We start from the raw sequence: 13,549 nt of genomic DNA, 5'->3' as shown, positions 1-13,549 counted from the left end.
AAGAGTGTGCTTAGAAGTTCACGCCGGCGCTCAAGGCGACGAAATCGCGGTCATCCACCGTGCTGAAGTCGCCACCAAAGAAGTTGGTGTAGTTCAGGCTGACGGTATAGGTGTTCTGGTATTCAGCATCCACCCCCAGGCTGACGGCCTTGCGGCCCTCTTCAAAGTTGCCGCCAGGGCCTGGCGAGTAACCTTTGACGTCATGGGACCAGGCCACGCTTGGCTTGAGGTTGACGCCAGCGAAGACGTCCGGGTATTCCCAGATGGCACGGGCACGGTACCCCCAGGAAGTGGCGGTGGTATAGCCGTCCTGGTTGCAGTTGGTGTTCAAGCCGGCAGTGCTGCCGCCCAGCCCGGCACCCGCGGATGTCGAAGCATTCAGACGGTTGCAGAAACCGCCGGGCAAGCTGCCTGGACCAAACACCGGGTCACGCCCATAACGCGCCTCGGACTTACTCTCAAGCCCGCCGACATGCGTCACACCGATCTCACCCACGGTCGTCAGGCGGCTTGCCCCCATGACCTGGTCGAAGAAGTGCGTAAAGGTCGTTTGGAACTGGCTGACTTCCTTGCGGCGATAGCCATGCAAGTCCTGCCCAGGCTGCCCCTTGAGTACCGAGGCGTTGTTATACCCATTAACCCCAGTCACCCCGGCAAACAGGATATCTGTGGTGTTGAGTTGTACCGGCGCATTCGGACGGTAGCTCAACTCACCACTCCACGCCGTACCCGTAGGCAAGGTGGTGGAGAAACTCAAACCGTAGAGGCGGATGTCTTCCGGGTATTCAACAAAATAGTTGGAGTTACCCGCGACGATAACCGGCGCCAGGCCGGCCAACGGGGCTGGCAGGTTATTGGCAATGTTGAACACACGCTGGGAGGCGCCCTGGCCACTGAAAATCGGCGCACGGCTGTGATAGTTCATGAAGTACGCGCCGAACTCGGTATCCAGCGGTTCAAAGTTGTAGTGGAACGCAAAACCGAACTGCCCACTGTCACGTGCATCGCGGTCAGGTCCACGGGCGACTTTCACACCCTCTTCGTTCATGTCGACCCCTTGGGACGTCAGGAACGGGATGGCTGTTGCCGGAAATTGCGAACGCTTGTTCAGCACCCGCAGGTTGTCGCTGCAACCATCGGAAATAACATCCGGCTGCGAGAAGAAAGTCCCACAGTTATCGGTAACCGTCTGGTCCCACTCCAACTGATAGAAGGCTTCTGCCGACAGGTTGTCAGTCAACGATTGGGACACGTAGAACATATTGACCGGGATCAGGCCTTCCTTGATCTCGGCCCCCGGACGACGGAACGCCGACACGTCGATCGGGTTGACCGAGTTGATGCCGCCACCGATGAAGGTACTTTCACCCCAGCTCACGACCTGCTTACCAAAGCGCACCGAACCCGGCGCATCGGCAATGGAGTAGTTGTGGTAGACGAACGCATCGAGAATCTGCCCGCCCGAGGACTTGGCGCCTTCTTTGCGGTTGTTGTCGCTGATGTCCTTGAACTCGCGGCTTTCGTCCTTGAGTTCAAAGTCGTACCAGTATTTGCCACGTACGAATACGCCGGTATCGCCGTACTTCAGTTCCAGGTCATGGATGCCCTTGAAGATCTTCGAGAACGTCTCCCCACGCTTGAAGTTCAAGTGACCGTCATCGGAGGTCTGCGACAGCCCCCTGCCGCCGTTGTTGGCGCCGATCAGGTCCTTGTTGGGCTTGGACGTGCCCCAACTGGCCCCCACCGACAGGGACGAGTCGAAGCTGCCTTCGATTTCACCGATGTTGAAACTGACGCCGAATGCGGGCCCGGCGAGGGTCGAGGCAAGACTGACCGCCAGGGGTAATCTCGCCCGGCGCCAGAACTGGTTTACTGAGGTCATCGACGCTACTCCATGTGCATTTTATTGTTATGGCAGTGAGCCTTTTCAAACACGCTTGTAACAGCCGGAATACAACGATTCCAATGCCAGACAGCTGCCGGACCACCCAGGCCCGCAGCGCCGCATCCTTGAAAAACGCTGGGAGGGACTATAGCCAGCGGGGGGTATCGCTTGATCCCTCTAAAGTGTGATTTGCATCACCAACCCGTCTGCAACAGCCCTTTCGCCATGTCAGCGAGGGCTGACGCGAAAGAGGATGGCTGAAATTCACCAAATGACAAGGCGAAGGCTTGTAATAGAGCATTGCCGTGCCCGGACGGGCACGGCACGAGGGGTCAGAGCGTGGAGAGGAAGGTGCTGTTATTGGCCTGCCATTCGATGATGTCGATACGGATACGTTTCTTGTCCAGCTTGCCGACGCTGGTCTTGGGAATTTCCGTAACAATGGCAATCTGACTTGGAATCGCCCATTTGCTCAAGTGGCCCTGCTCGACATACGGCTTGAGGTGTTCCTTGAGTTCGCGGGCGCCAATCCCGTGGCCTTCACGGACCACCAACAGCGCAAACGGGCGCTCGCCCCACTGCGGGTCGGCAATCCCGACCACCGCTACTTCGCGTACCGCCGGGTGACGGCTGACCAGGTCTTCGAGGGCCAGGGACGAAACCCACTCACCACCGGTCTTGATCACGTCCTTGATCCGGTCGCGAATATCGATCACGCCGAAGGCATCGAGGGTGGCCACGTCGCCGGTGTGCATCCAGCCGCCTTCCCAGAGCTCGGCGCCCTTTTGCGGTTCCTTGAAATAACCTTCGCTGAGCCACGGCGCACGCAGCACCAACTCGCCCTGGGACTCGCCATCGGCCGGGAGGAAATTGCCTTCACTGTCGACGATCGCAGCCTCCACCAACGGCCCGGGCACACCGGCCTTGATCCGATAGGTGGTGCGCTCGTCTTCGCTGCCGGCCATCAGTTCGTCATTGAGGTGGGCACAGGACACCAGCGGGCCGGTCTCGGACATGCCGTAGGCCGCCGTCAGCTGGATACCACGGGCCTTGGCCGCCTCATACAGCGAGCGGTTGAGGGCGCTGCCGCCGATGACGATCTTCCAGCCGGCAAAATCCACGCCCTGGGCGGCCTTGGCATTGAGCAGCATCTGCAGGATGGTCGGCACGCAGTGGGAGAACGTGACCTTCTCCTTGCGCCATAGCTCCACCAGGTATTCCGGGTCGTAGCGCCCGGGGTAGACCTGCTTCAGGCCCAGCATGGTCGCCACATACGGCAGGCCCCAGGCGTGCACGTGGAACATCGGCGTGATGGGCATGTACACATCGTTGGTGCCCAGCAGGCGCACGCTGTCGACGCTGCCCATGATGGTCGCCACGCCGATGGTGTGCAGCACCAGTTGGCGGTGGGTGAAATACACCCCCTTGGGGTTACCGGTGGTGCCAGTGGTGTAGAAGGTGGTGGCCACCGAATGCTCGTCGAAATCCTCGAAGGTGTACTGCGTACTGGCGGCCGCCAGCAGGGTTTCGTACTCGCCTACCAGGTTGGGCAGGTCGGCGGTTTTTTCTGCGCCATCGGTCAACAGCAGGGTCTTGTCGACGGTGGTCAACTGCCCGGCAATCGCTTGGTACAGGCCGACGAACTCGCTGTTGACCAGCACAAAGCGGTCCTCGGCGTGGTTCATCGTGTAGAGGATCTGCTCTGGCGACAGGCGCACGTTGATGGTGTGGATCACCGCGCCAATCATCGGGATGGCGAACATGCATTCCAGGTAACGGTGGCTGTCCCAGTCCATCACGGCGACGGTATCACCGGCCTTGACCCCGGCGGCGGTCAACACATTGGCCAGGCGGGCGACGCGCTCGATCAGGGTGGGGTAGGTGTAGCGCAGTTGGTCGCGGTAGATGATTTCCCGGGTTTTTTCATAGCGCACGCCCGACATCAACAGGCGTTTGATCAACAGTGGGTATTGGTAGGCGCCTTCGGCGGGCGGGATAACACGAGTCTGCAACATACGAATCCCTTTTTATGACTGCACGGTCTTGGCTAAAGGATTTGCACTGTAGAGACCTTGCACGCCGGCCAAATCAGCCGAAGGAATGATTTGCGGGGCTGAATGAATGCTAGCTTTGCGCCAGCATTCATTCACGGATAACGCGATCAGCGCTCGGTAAACGCTACTTTCACACCGATGGCAATCAGCACCACCCCCATGCTCCGATCAAACCAGTGGCCCATGCGCGCAAAACCTGCGCGCACGCGCTGTTGGCTGAACAACATGGCCACCATGCAGAACCACAGGGCGGTGGCCACGGCCAGGTACAGGCCATAACCGGCCTGGATCGCCAGCGGCGTGTGGGGGTTGATCACCACGGTGAACAGCGACAGGAAAAACAGCGTGGCCTTGGGGTTCAGGCCATTGGTCACAAAACCCGAGGTAAAGGCGCCGCGGGCACTGCGCTCGCCCACTTCGCGGTGCAGCTCTTCTTCGCCGGCAGGCTTGGCCGGCTGCGCGCGCAGGGCCTTGAAGCCGATGTACAACAGGTAGGCCGCCGCCGCCCATTTCAAGGCGTTGAACAGCACGATGGACTGGGACACGATCAAGCCGATACCGAGCAACGAGTAGCCAACATGAAGGAAAATCGCCGAACCGACGCCCAACGCCGTCCAGGTGCCGGCACGCCGGCCATGGGTCACGCTCTCGCGCACCACCACGGCAAAGTCCGGCCCGGGGCTGGCCACGGCCAACAGGTGAATCAACGCCACGGTCAAAAACTCGGTGATGTACATGCACACTCCAAGAAGTAACTGATTATTTCATCTGGTAGGCTCGGCAGATTACGCTTTTGAACCCTGTCACAAAAGGTACAGTTGATGACGAACAATCGCCGCGCGGTCTTCCTCGATCACCCTTCCCTCGATCTAGGGGACCTGGACCTGAGCGGGTTGCGGGAAACCTTCAGTGACTTGCAGTTGTGCGAACAGACCCGCGCGGATCAGGTGATCGAGCGCTTGCAAGGCGCTCAAGTAGCGATCAGTAACAAGATCCTGATCAACGCCCAGACACTGGCCGCCTGCCCCGAGCTGAAGCTGATCCTGATCGCCGCCACCGGCACCAATAACGTCGACCTGGCCGCCGCCCGCGCCCAGGGCATTACCGTGAGCAACTGCCAGGGCTACGGCACGCCGTCGGTGGCGCAACACACGATCATGCTGCTGCTCAACCTCGCCACACGCCTGAAGGACTATCAAAAAGACGTCGACGCCGGCCTGTGGCAGCAAGCCAGGCAGTTCTGCCTGCTGGATTACCCGATTGTCGAACTGCAAGGCAAGACCCTGGGCTTGCTGGGGCATGGCGAGCTGGGCGGCGCCGTTGCGCGCCTGGCCGAAGCCTTTGGCATGCGCGTGATGCTGGGCGCCATCCCCGGCCGCCCGGCCCGTGCGGATCGGGTGCCACTGGACGAGCTGCTGCCGCAGATCGACGCCCTGACCCTGCACTGCCCCCTCAACGAACACACGCGGCACTTTATCGGGGCCCGCGAGCTGGCGCTGCTCAAGCCGGGCGCGTTCGTGGTCAATACCGCACGCGGTGGCCTGATTGATGAACAGGCCTTGGCAGACGCCTTGCGCAGCGGTCATCTGGGCGGCGCGGCCAGCGATGTGCTGAGCGTCGAACCACCGACCACCGGCAACCCGCTGCTGGCCGGTGACATCCCCCGGCTGATCATCACCCCCCACAATGCCTGGGGCAGCCGCGAAGCGCGGCAGCGGATCGTCGGCCAATTGACCGAAAACGCCCGGGGCTTTTTCAGCGGCGCCCCGCAGCGCGTCGTCAGTTGATAAACTGCGCTCCTTTTTCAGGAGCAGACCATGGATCCGCGCAGTGAAGTACTGCTTCGCCAGGCCGAACTTTTTCAAGGCAACGTGTTGCTGGCCGGCCTGCCCGCCGACGACCTGCTGGGCCGCCTGCCCAATGCCCATGGTTGGTGCTGGCATGCCGGTGACCAGGCGGCGCTGGATGCGCGGTTTGCCGAGCGCAGCCATTTCGGGGTGAATGTGCCGCAGCGTGCATTCGACACGGCCGTGGTGTTCCTGCCCAAGTCCAAGGATCTGGCCGACTACATCCTCAAGGCCGTGGCGGCACGGCTGCCGGGGGCCGAGCTGTACCTGGTGGGCGAAAAACGCGGCGGCATCGAAAGCGCCGCCAAGCAGCTGAACGCCTTTGGCAAGCCGCGCAAGCTCGACAATGCGCGGCACTGCCAACTGTGGCTGGCTACCGTGGCCGACGCCCCGCCAGCCCCCGAACTGGCGAGCCTGGCCCAAGTCTTTGAAGTGCCACTGGCCGACGGCCCGCTCAAGGTCGTCAGCCTGCCCGGCGTGTTCAGCCATGGCCGCCTGGATCGCGGCACCGCGCTTTTGCTCGAACACCTGGACAAGCTGCCCAGCGGTCATCTGCTGGACTTCGGCTGTGGCGCCGGCGTGCTTGGCGCGGCGGTCAAGCGACGCTACCCGCACAACACCGTGACCCTGCTCGATGTGGACGCCTTCGCCACGGCCAGCAGTCGCCTGACCCTGGAGGCCAATGGCCTGGAAGGCGAAGTGCTGACCGGTGATGGCATCGACGCCGCGCCCATGGGCCTGGATGCGATTCTGAGTAACCCGCCGTTCCATGTCGGGGTGCATACGGATTATTTCGCTACGGAAAACCTGCTGCGAAAAGCACGTCAACATCTGAAAAACAGTGGCGAACTTCGGTTAGTCGCCAATAGCTTCCTGAAGTACCAACCACTGATCGAAGAGCATCTGGGCGTGTGCGCAGTCAAGGCCGAGGGCCAGGGCTTTCGCATCTACCGGGCCAAACGCGGCTGACGGGCGTTTGAAAAAGAAGGCTTGCCGAATGGATTTTGCCAAGGCAGAATCCGCTCCGTCCTAGGGGAGTAGTCTCCCACGAGCAATATGCTCGTCCGGCATACGTCAACATACTTGGTCAGCAGACCATGGCGTATGCGACCCAGGAGTCCGCACAGACGGACCGGGGTTTGACAAGACCTATGACACGCACACCTTACCCGGGGCGGGAAGGCTGTACGTGTCATAGCCGTGTCGACCCGCCCCTGGAAACCTACCTGATGCTGGATTCACTGCTCGTTCCTACCGCAATCGTTGCCTTGGCCGAAATCGGCGACAAGACGCAATTACTCGCGCTCATTCTCGCCGCACGCTTTCGCAAACCCTGGCCGATCATCGCCGGCATCATCGCCGCGACCCTGGCCAACCACGCCGCCGCCGGTGCCGTGGGCGCCTGGTTTGGCAGTTTCTTCTCGGATGCGGTGCTGCACTGGATCCTCGCCGCGAGCTTCTGCGCCACGGCCCTGTGGACCCTGGTGCCAGACAAACTCGACGATGACGAAACCAGCACCTCACGCAAGTTCGGGCCGTTCCTGACCACCCTGATTGCATTCTTTATCGCAGAAATCGGTGACAAGACGCAGATCGCCACGGTGATGCTGGCGGCACAGTACCCGGAGTTGTGGCTGGTGATTATCGGCACCACCTTAGGCATGTTGATTGCCAACGTACCGGTGGTTCTGGCGGGGAATTTCGCGGCGGAAAAACTGCCACTGACCCTGATTCGGCGCCTGGCGGCCTCGGCGTTCTTCATCCTGGCGCTGGTGGCGGTGTACAAGGCCATGCAAAGCAGTGGCTGGATCTAATTGCAAATGTGGGAGCGGGCTTGCCCGCGATAGCGGTGGGTCAGTTAAATATATCTAACCTGGCACTCCGCCATCGCAGGCAAGCCAGCTCCCACATCTGGAGCTTCACAAGGCCTGGATTATCAGGATTTCTTGGCCTGCTGGTACAACGGCATCACCTTGGGAATCGCCGCCTGCAACGAGGCGATCCGGCTGCTGGAGGCCGGGTGGGTACTCATGAACTCAGGCGGCGCGCCTTCGGAAGCCTTGGCCATTTTGTTCCACAGCGTGATGGCGGCGTTCGGGTTGTAACCGGCACGGGCCGAGAGCTCCAGGCCGATCAGGTCGGCTTCGTTCTCATTGCTGCGGCTGTTGGGCAAGGTCATGCCGTAGTTGGCCACGGTGTCGGCCAGCGCCATGCTGTCCTGGCCCAGGCCCAGCAATGCACCGGCGCCCTGCTTGGCCATCTCGATGCCGTAGGCCTTGGACATGGCTTCGCGGCCGTGTTCGCGCAGGGCGTGGGCAATTTCATGGCCCATGACGGCCGCCAACTCGTCGTCGGTCAACTTGAGGTTTTCGATCAACCCGCTGTAGACAAAGATCTTGCCGCCAGGCCCGCAATTGGCGTTCATCTCGTCGCTCTTGATCAGGTTCACTTCCCACTTCCACTGCGCTGCATCCGGGCGGAAGGTGGGCGCCTGGGCGATCAGCCGCTTGGCGATGGCCTGCACGCGCTTGGCGTTGGTGCTGGTCTTGTCCACCAGGCCCTTGCCACTGGCTTCACCCAGGGTCTGCTGGTACGACTGCGCGTACATCTGGTCGACTTCCTGGCTCGACAACATGCTGAACATGTACTGCTTGCGTTCCACACCCACGGCACCGCCGCTGGTGGTATTGACCGACTGGCAACCGGCGAGCAGCAAGGCTGCGCTCAAGGCCGTGACCACCAATGATTTTTTCATGCACATTCTCCCTGAAAACATGGCGCGTATCGTAGGCGCTCCCTTGTATCCGCGCCAGATACTCCTGACGTTTAACCGCTAATTTTCAGACACTGCCCACGCCCACGACCATTCTGTTTACGACATTCCTGACGCTTTTACGGGGCACCCCCTCATGCCCGCCCGGTCTGTGGCCGATATAAAAAGCAGATCATGCCCCTTGCGTCTGGAGCTTCCATGAAATTCAAGTCGATTCAGTTTTCTGTCGCCGCACTGGCCGGGGCCATCGTCCTGAGTGTCGTCGCAGCCCTGGTGCTTTACGCACTGTTCGCCGGCGCACGGACCCAGGACATGGTGCAAGCGCGCACCCAGACACAATTCGAGCAGATCATCGAGCAACGCCTCAGCGCACTGGCGCAAACCCAGGCCACGCTGATCCAGCGCGAACTGGAGGCGCCACTGCTGATCGCCAAAGGCCTGGCCACCACCAACGCGTTGATGGGCATGAAGGACGCAAACGGTGCCGCGCCGTTGCAGGTCAGCCGTGAACAACTGATCAACCTGCTGCACGAAACCGTGGTGCGCAACCCGAAAATCCTCGGCTCCTATATCGCCTGGGAGCCCAATGCCATCGACCACAATGATGCCAACTACCTGAACACCGCCGTGGTCGGCGTGGAACCCACAAACGGGCGCTTCATGCCCTGGTGGTTTCGCAACCAGGACGGCAGCCTGGGCCTGGAGAAACTCGCCGACCTGACCGACCAGAAAATCCTCGCCACCGGCATTCGCGCCAGCGAGTACTACCTCTGCTCCAAGGAAACCCAGAAACCCTGCGCCATCGACCCGGCGCCCTATCGTGTGGGCAATACCACGGTGATGCTGGCGTCGTTTATCGAGCCGATCATGATCGACGGGGTGTTCCAGGGCATCGTCGGCGCCGACCTGTCAGTCAATTTCATCCAGGACATGCTGACCGCTGCCAACCAGAAGCTCTACAACGGCGCCGGTGAAATGGCACTGATTTCCAGCAACGGGCGCCTGGTGGCCTATACCAAGGACTCGAGCAAACTGGGGGAAAAGACCAGCGACCTGCTCGACCAGAATGAACTGGAGAACCTCGGCCAGCTGAAAGCCGGCGCCATGCGCTACGACATCGACCAGGCCAACGGGCATATCGAGTTGTTCCTGCCGTTCAATATCGGCCAGACCGATGCGCGCTGGACCCTGATGCTGCAACTGCCCCTGGACGCCGTGATGGCCGACCTGCACACCCTGCAAGGCGACCTGGACGCCCAGCGCAAGGCCGATATCTTCGGCATGACCCTGGTCGGCCTGCTGATTGCCGGTGTCGGCCTGCTGGTGATCTGGCTGGTGGGCCATGGCATTGCCCGGCCGCTCAAGCAAATGGTGGCGATGCTCAATGACATCGCCCAGGGCGAAGGCGACCTGACGCGCCGCCTGACCAGCGACCGCGCCGATGAACTGGGGGCAATTGCCGCGGGCTTCAATACCTTCTTGATCAAGCTGCAGGGCATGATTACCCAGGTGGTCAGCTCGGTGCAGAAGGTCAGCGACTCGTCGGAGCACACCGCCGATATCGCCATCCGCACCAACCAGGGCGTGCACAAGCAAATGGTCGAGATCGACCAGGTCGCCACCGCCGTGCACGAGATGACCGCCACCGCCCAGGACGTCGCGCGCAATGCCACCCAGGCGGCACAGGCCGCCACCCACGCCGACCAAGCCGCGAGCCAGGGCATGCAGATTGTGCGCGACACGTCCACATCCATTGGCGCCCTGGCCCTGGAGATCGGCAAGGCAGTGGGCGTGGTCCAGGCCCTGGCCAAGGACAGCGAGAACATCAGCGCGATCCTGATTGCCATTCGCGGCATTGCCGAGCAGACCAACCTGCTGGCCCTTAACGCTGCCATCGAAGCCGCCCGGGCTGGCGAACAGGGCCGAGGCTTCGCGGTAGTGGCCGATGAAGTGCGCAACCTGGCGCAGAAAACCCAGAAGGCCACCGAAGAAATCCAGGCCATGATCCAACAATTGCAGCAAGGCACGCGGGATGTGGTGCAGGTGATGGAGGACAGCCAGCAGCGCACCGATGAAAGCGTGCAACACGCGGCCAAGGCGGCCCAGGCCCTGGAGACCATCACCCAGGCCGTGTCGGTGATCAACGATATGAACACGCAGATTGCCAGTGCGGCGGAAGAGCAGAGCGCGGTGGCCGAGGATATCAACCGCAATGTGATCAATATCGGCCAGGTGGCCAATGAAGTGGCGGGCGGTGCGGATGAGTCCAGTGCCGCCAGCGCGGGGCTGACCCAACTGGCGGAGCAGCAGCGGCGGTTGATCAATCAGTTCAAGGTCTGAAGGTTTCAGTGGCCTTTAGGGCCTCATCGCAGGCAAGCCAGCTCCCACATTTGAAGGTATTCACACATCAAAATGTGGGGGCTTGCCGGCGATGGCACCAGCGAATCCCCCGCCCCCCCCCCCTGCCTCAACCCGGGGTCAAACACTCCGGCCCATTGAGCTTCGGATCATTGACCATATTGGCCAGCACCCGCTCACGCAACGCCGTCGGCTCACTGGCCAACAACCCCTGCAACACATGCAGCGGCGTCTCGGGATCCAGCCAGGCGGCCTGCCCCGCCGCATCGAGAATCAACGGCCGACGCTGGCTTTGCGCCGCCTGGGTCACCACCGCCGTGCTCAACCACACCTGCTCCTGCACCGGGTAAGCCTCCCAGATCGCCGCAAAAAACAGGGTCGACCCCTCTCCCGGCGTCAGCCAATACGGCCGCTTGCGCTGGGTGCCGCGCCATTCATAAAAGCCATTGGCCGGCAGCAGGCAACGGCGCAGGCGAAAGGCCTCGCGAAACATCGGTTGCTCGGCCAGGGTTTCGGCACGGGCGTGGGCCGGGGTGCGGGACAGGTCGGTCAGCCACGGCGGCGTCAGCCCCCAACGGGCCCGCGCCAGGGTGCGCTGGCCGTCGGTGGCGCGCTGGATCAGCACCGAATCATTGGGGGAAATATTCCACTGGGCCTGTTGATCCGCCGGGAAGCCCGGCAAGGCGGCAAACGTGGGATTCCAGCGAAACAGGGCATAACGTCCACACATGGGGCAACACGACTCTTGGGTAAACCGGTCGACAGCCTAACAGACCAGCACGTCGGGGAAGCTGTCGGGTTCATCGCCGGGCAGGGGCTGGGCACTGATATAGGCGGTAATCAGCTCGCGGGCCTCGGCCGCCTGGTCGTTCTCCACTTCCAGGCCCAGCAGGCCGAAGATCGGCAGTTCACCCGTGCCCCCCAGCAGATGGCGCCCCACCAGATGGGCATCGATGCCTTCGCTGGCGAGCATTTGTTGCAGCAGCTCGCCCTCCATCAGGTTCTCCGGCTCGTAGATTCGTTGCATGGTCGCCCCCCACTACTCATTCTCGCTGCGAACTTCGAGCATCCATTCATCGCCGTGGACCTGAAGATGGAAGTTGATCGGCCGACAGCACACCTGGCAGTCCTCTATATAGTTCTGGTCACCGCCAGACAAATCCACAGAGGTCTCGACCGCTTCACCACAATAAGGACAATCGTACAGCGCAGGTTCTAGCATCGCGGTCTCTCCCGGGTGACTTGTGCGTATAATCGCCGGCCTATTTGCAGGGTTTTTCGTTTGATGCCATTTGTTCAGACCTCACTCTGTCACTTATCGATCCAAACCTTTTTACTTACCCTAGCCATTTCTAACAAGAGAGCATGATGGGCCAATTCGATACCATCCGACCTTACAACGACAGCGAAGTCCCGGCAGTGTTGGCCCGGCTGTTCAGTGACAAGGCCTTTCTGGACATCCTGACCCACTTTCGCTTCCCGCGTTTTGCCGGCGCCTTTGGCTGGCTGCTCAAGCCGCTGATCGCGCAGAAGCTGCGCCGTGAGTTCGCCGGTGTCACCACCGTCGCCACCTTGCAGGACAAAGTCGAGCTGTACGTCGACCACACCATCGACCGGGCGACCGACGGCGTCACCTACACCGGGGTCGAACAGCTCAAGTCCGGCATGGCCTATGTGTTCCTGGCCAATCACCGCGATATCGTGATGGACCCGGCCTTCGTCAACTATGCGGTGTACCACGCCGGCCTGCCCACCCCACGCATTGCCATCGGCGACAATCTGCTGCAGAAGCCGTTCGTCAGCGACCTGATGCGCCTGAACAAGAGTTTTATCGTGCACCGCTCCATCAGCGGGCGGCGCGAGAAGATGGCGGCTTATCAACTGCTGTCGGCCTATATCAACCATTCGATCCGCAACGACTGCCAGTCGATCTGGATCGCCCAGGCCGAAGGCCGCGCCAAGGATGGGGATGATCGCACCGAGTCGGCGATCCTCAAGATGTTCCATATGAGCCGCAAGGACGAGCCATTCGCCGAGGTCATCCTGTCGCTGAACCTGACTCCGGTGTCCATCAGCTATGAGTACGACCCGTGCGACGTGGCCAAGGCCCGCGAACTGTATATCCGCGCCACCACCGGCACCTACACCAAGGCGCCCGGTGAAGACGACGCAAGCATTGCCCTGGGCATCACCGGCTACAAGGGCCGGGTCCACGTCAACTTCGCACTGCCCATTACCGAGCATTTTGAAGATACCAAGCAATTGGCCATCGAGCTGGACCGGCAGATCCTGGGAGGCTATCGACTGTTTCCCGTGCATTACCTGGCGTATGCACAGTGGAGCGGCGCCGACCCGCAATTGCAGGTGCCAACGGCTGCCGAGGTGTTCCCGGCGGACGAACTGGCCAAGGCAAAGGCGGAGTGGGAGCGACGGTTGAATGCCTGCCCGGCGGAACACCGACCGTATCTGGTGCTGCAATATGCAACGCCGGTGCGTAATCAGTACCGGGTCAAAGCCGGGATCGCCCTGTAACCCAATAGCGTGAACAACACACAACACAATGTGGGAGCGGGCTTGCTCGCGATAGCGGTGGGTCAGTTGATAACTACTTGACTGACCCACCGCTATCGCG

General features: G+C 61.3%; 12 protein-coding genes, 1 pseudogene and 1 riboswitch. Of the genes and pseudogenes, 6 read left to right on the top strand and 7 right to left on the bottom strand.

Annotated elements, in window-relative coordinates; genetic code table 11:
• Positions 1-10: 10 nt before the first annotated feature.
• The 3 genes from AC07W7_RS15620 to AC07W7_RS15610 all read right to left on the bottom strand — a co-directional run bounded on the left by AC07W7_RS15620 (position 11) and on the right by AC07W7_RS15610 (position 4,676).
• A complete protein-coding gene (locus AC07W7_RS15620) occupies positions 11-1,882 on the bottom strand; it encodes a DUF1302 domain-containing protein (RefSeq protein WP_076963517.1) in 1,872 nt (623 codons plus the stop codon).
• A gap of 335 nt (positions 1,883-2,217) precedes the next feature.
• Positions 2,218-3,900: a fatty acid--CoA ligase gene (locus AC07W7_RS15615; protein ID WP_495039642.1), complete on the bottom strand. Its 1,683-nt coding sequence runs from the start codon at positions 3,898-3,900 to the stop codon at positions 2,218-2,220.
• Positions 3,901-4,046: 146 nt separating this feature from the next.
• The gene (locus tag AC07W7_RS15610; RefSeq protein WP_076963519.1) at positions 4,047-4,676 is read right to left on the bottom strand and encodes a LysE family translocator; all 630 of its coding nucleotides are present in this window, start codon (positions 4,674-4,676) and stop codon (positions 4,047-4,049) included.
• A gap of 84 nt (positions 4,677-4,760) precedes the next feature.
• Between AC07W7_RS15610 and AC07W7_RS15605 the strand changes: the two genes are divergently transcribed.
• From AC07W7_RS15605 to AC07W7_RS15595, 3 genes are all read left to right on the top strand, one after another.
• Positions 4,761-5,726 carry a 2-hydroxyacid dehydrogenase gene (locus tag AC07W7_RS15605; protein ID WP_495039641.1) on the top strand — a complete coding sequence of 322 codons (966 nt, stop codon included), beginning with the start codon at positions 4,761-4,763 and terminating at the stop codon, positions 5,724-5,726.
• 30 nt (positions 5,727-5,756) lie between these two features.
• Positions 5,757-6,755, top strand: a complete 999-nt coding sequence (locus AC07W7_RS15600) for a methyltransferase (RefSeq protein ID WP_495039640.1) — start codon at positions 5,757-5,759, stop codon at positions 6,753-6,755.
• 50 nt (positions 6,756-6,805) lie between these two features.
• Positions 6,806-6,927, top strand: a riboswitch (yybP-ykoY riboswitch).
• Between the two features lie 88 nt (positions 6,928-7,015).
• Positions 7,016-7,600, top strand: a complete 585-nt coding sequence (locus tag AC07W7_RS15595; RefSeq protein ID WP_038443301.1) for a TMEM165/GDT1 family protein — start codon at positions 7,016-7,018, stop codon at positions 7,598-7,600.
• Between the two features lie 122 nt (positions 7,601-7,722).
• Here AC07W7_RS15595 and AC07W7_RS15590 read toward each other — a convergent pair whose 3' ends face one another.
• A complete protein-coding gene (locus AC07W7_RS15590; RefSeq protein ID WP_076963522.1) occupies positions 7,723-8,541 on the bottom strand; it encodes a M48 family metallopeptidase in 819 nt (272 codons plus the stop codon).
• 192 nt (positions 8,542-8,733) lie between these two features.
• On the opposite strand from AC07W7_RS15590, the pseudogene AC07W7_RS15585 reads away from it, so the two are divergent.
• Together AC07W7_RS15585 and AC07W7_RS15580 are read left to right on the top strand one after the other, a co-directional pair.
• A pseudogene (locus AC07W7_RS15585) lies at positions 8,734-10,041 on the top strand (methyl-accepting chemotaxis protein); the annotation flags it as partial.
• 15 nt (positions 10,042-10,056) lie between these two features.
• Positions 10,057-10,899, top strand: coding sequence for a methyl-accepting chemotaxis protein (locus AC07W7_RS15580; RefSeq protein ID WP_373562105.1), 843 nt, complete (start codon positions 10,057-10,059; stop codon positions 10,897-10,899).
• 127 nt (positions 10,900-11,026) lie between these two features.
• Here the strand turns inward: AC07W7_RS15580 and AC07W7_RS15575 are convergent, their stop codons facing one another.
• The 3 genes from AC07W7_RS15575 to AC07W7_RS15565 are packed head-to-tail and all read right to left on the bottom strand — an operon-like array spanning position 11,027 to position 12,139.
• Positions 11,027-11,647: an SOS response-associated peptidase gene (locus AC07W7_RS15575; RefSeq protein ID WP_076963524.1), complete on the bottom strand. Its 621-nt coding sequence runs from the start codon at positions 11,645-11,647 to the stop codon at positions 11,027-11,029.
• 36 nt (positions 11,648-11,683) lie between these two features.
• Entirely contained in the window at positions 11,684-11,944 is a 261-nt protein-coding gene (locus tag AC07W7_RS15570) for a putative signal transducing protein (protein WP_495039639.1), read from the bottom strand.
• Positions 11,945-11,956: 12 nt separating this feature from the next.
• A complete protein-coding gene (locus AC07W7_RS15565) occupies positions 11,957-12,139 on the bottom strand; it encodes a CPXCG motif-containing cysteine-rich protein (protein ID WP_076963526.1) in 183 nt (60 codons plus the stop codon).
• Positions 12,140-12,282: 143 nt separating this feature from the next.
• Here AC07W7_RS15565 and AC07W7_RS15560 point away from each other — a divergent pair, with 143 nt between their 5' ends.
• The gene (locus tag AC07W7_RS15560) at positions 12,283-13,449 is read left to right on the top strand and encodes a 1-acyl-sn-glycerol-3-phosphate acyltransferase (protein WP_076963527.1); all 1,167 of its coding nucleotides are present in this window, start codon (positions 12,283-12,285) and stop codon (positions 13,447-13,449) included.
• Positions 13,450-13,549: the final 100 nt, after the last annotated feature.

It is taken from the genome of Pseudomonas sp. GW821-FHT01D09, from assembly GCF_059422465.1.
Note: the sequence above shows the minus strand (reverse complement) of the source record. Positions and strands in the feature narration are given on the sequence as shown.

What these genes read in the sequence shown, in the direction of transcription:
- AC07W7_RS15620 (WP_076963517.1), bottom strand. Translation starts at nt 1,882, where the DNA reads ATGACCTCAGTAAACCAGTTCTGGCGCCGGGCGAGATTACCCCTGGCG.
- AC07W7_RS15615 (WP_495039642.1), bottom strand. Translation starts at nt 3,900, where the DNA reads ATGTTGCAGACTCGTGTTATCCCGCCCGCCGAAGGCGCCTACCAATAC.
- AC07W7_RS15610 (WP_076963519.1), bottom strand. Translation starts at nt 4,676, where the DNA reads ATGTACATCACCGAGTTTTTGACCGTGGCGTTGATTCACCTGTTGGCC.
- AC07W7_RS15605 (WP_495039641.1), top strand. Translation starts at nt 4,761, where the DNA reads ATGACGAACAATCGCCGCGCGGTCTTCCTCGATCACCCTTCCCTCGAT.
- AC07W7_RS15600 (WP_495039640.1), top strand. Translation starts at nt 5,757, where the DNA reads ATGGATCCGCGCAGTGAAGTACTGCTTCGCCAGGCCGAACTTTTTCAA.
- AC07W7_RS15595 (WP_038443301.1), top strand. Translation starts at nt 7,016, where the DNA reads ATGCTGGATTCACTGCTCGTTCCTACCGCAATCGTTGCCTTGGCCGAA.
- AC07W7_RS15590 (WP_076963522.1), bottom strand. Translation starts at nt 8,541, where the DNA reads ATGAAAAAATCATTGGTGGTCACGGCCTTGAGCGCAGCCTTGCTGCTC.
- AC07W7_RS15580 (WP_373562105.1), top strand. Translation starts at nt 10,057, where the DNA reads ATGATTACCCAGGTGGTCAGCTCGGTGCAGAAGGTCAGCGACTCGTCG.
- AC07W7_RS15575 (WP_076963524.1), bottom strand. Translation starts at nt 11,647, where the DNA reads ATGTGTGGACGTTATGCCCTGTTTCGCTGGAATCCCACGTTTGCCGCC.
- AC07W7_RS15570 (WP_495039639.1), bottom strand. Translation starts at nt 11,944, where the DNA reads ATGCAACGAATCTACGAGCCGGAGAACCTGATGGAGGGCGAGCTGCTG.
- AC07W7_RS15565 (WP_076963526.1), bottom strand. Translation starts at nt 12,139, where the DNA reads ATGCTAGAACCTGCGCTGTACGATTGTCCTTATTGTGGTGAAGCGGTC.
- AC07W7_RS15560 (WP_076963527.1), top strand. Translation starts at nt 12,283, where the DNA reads ATGATGGGCCAATTCGATACCATCCGACCTTACAACGACAGCGAAGTC.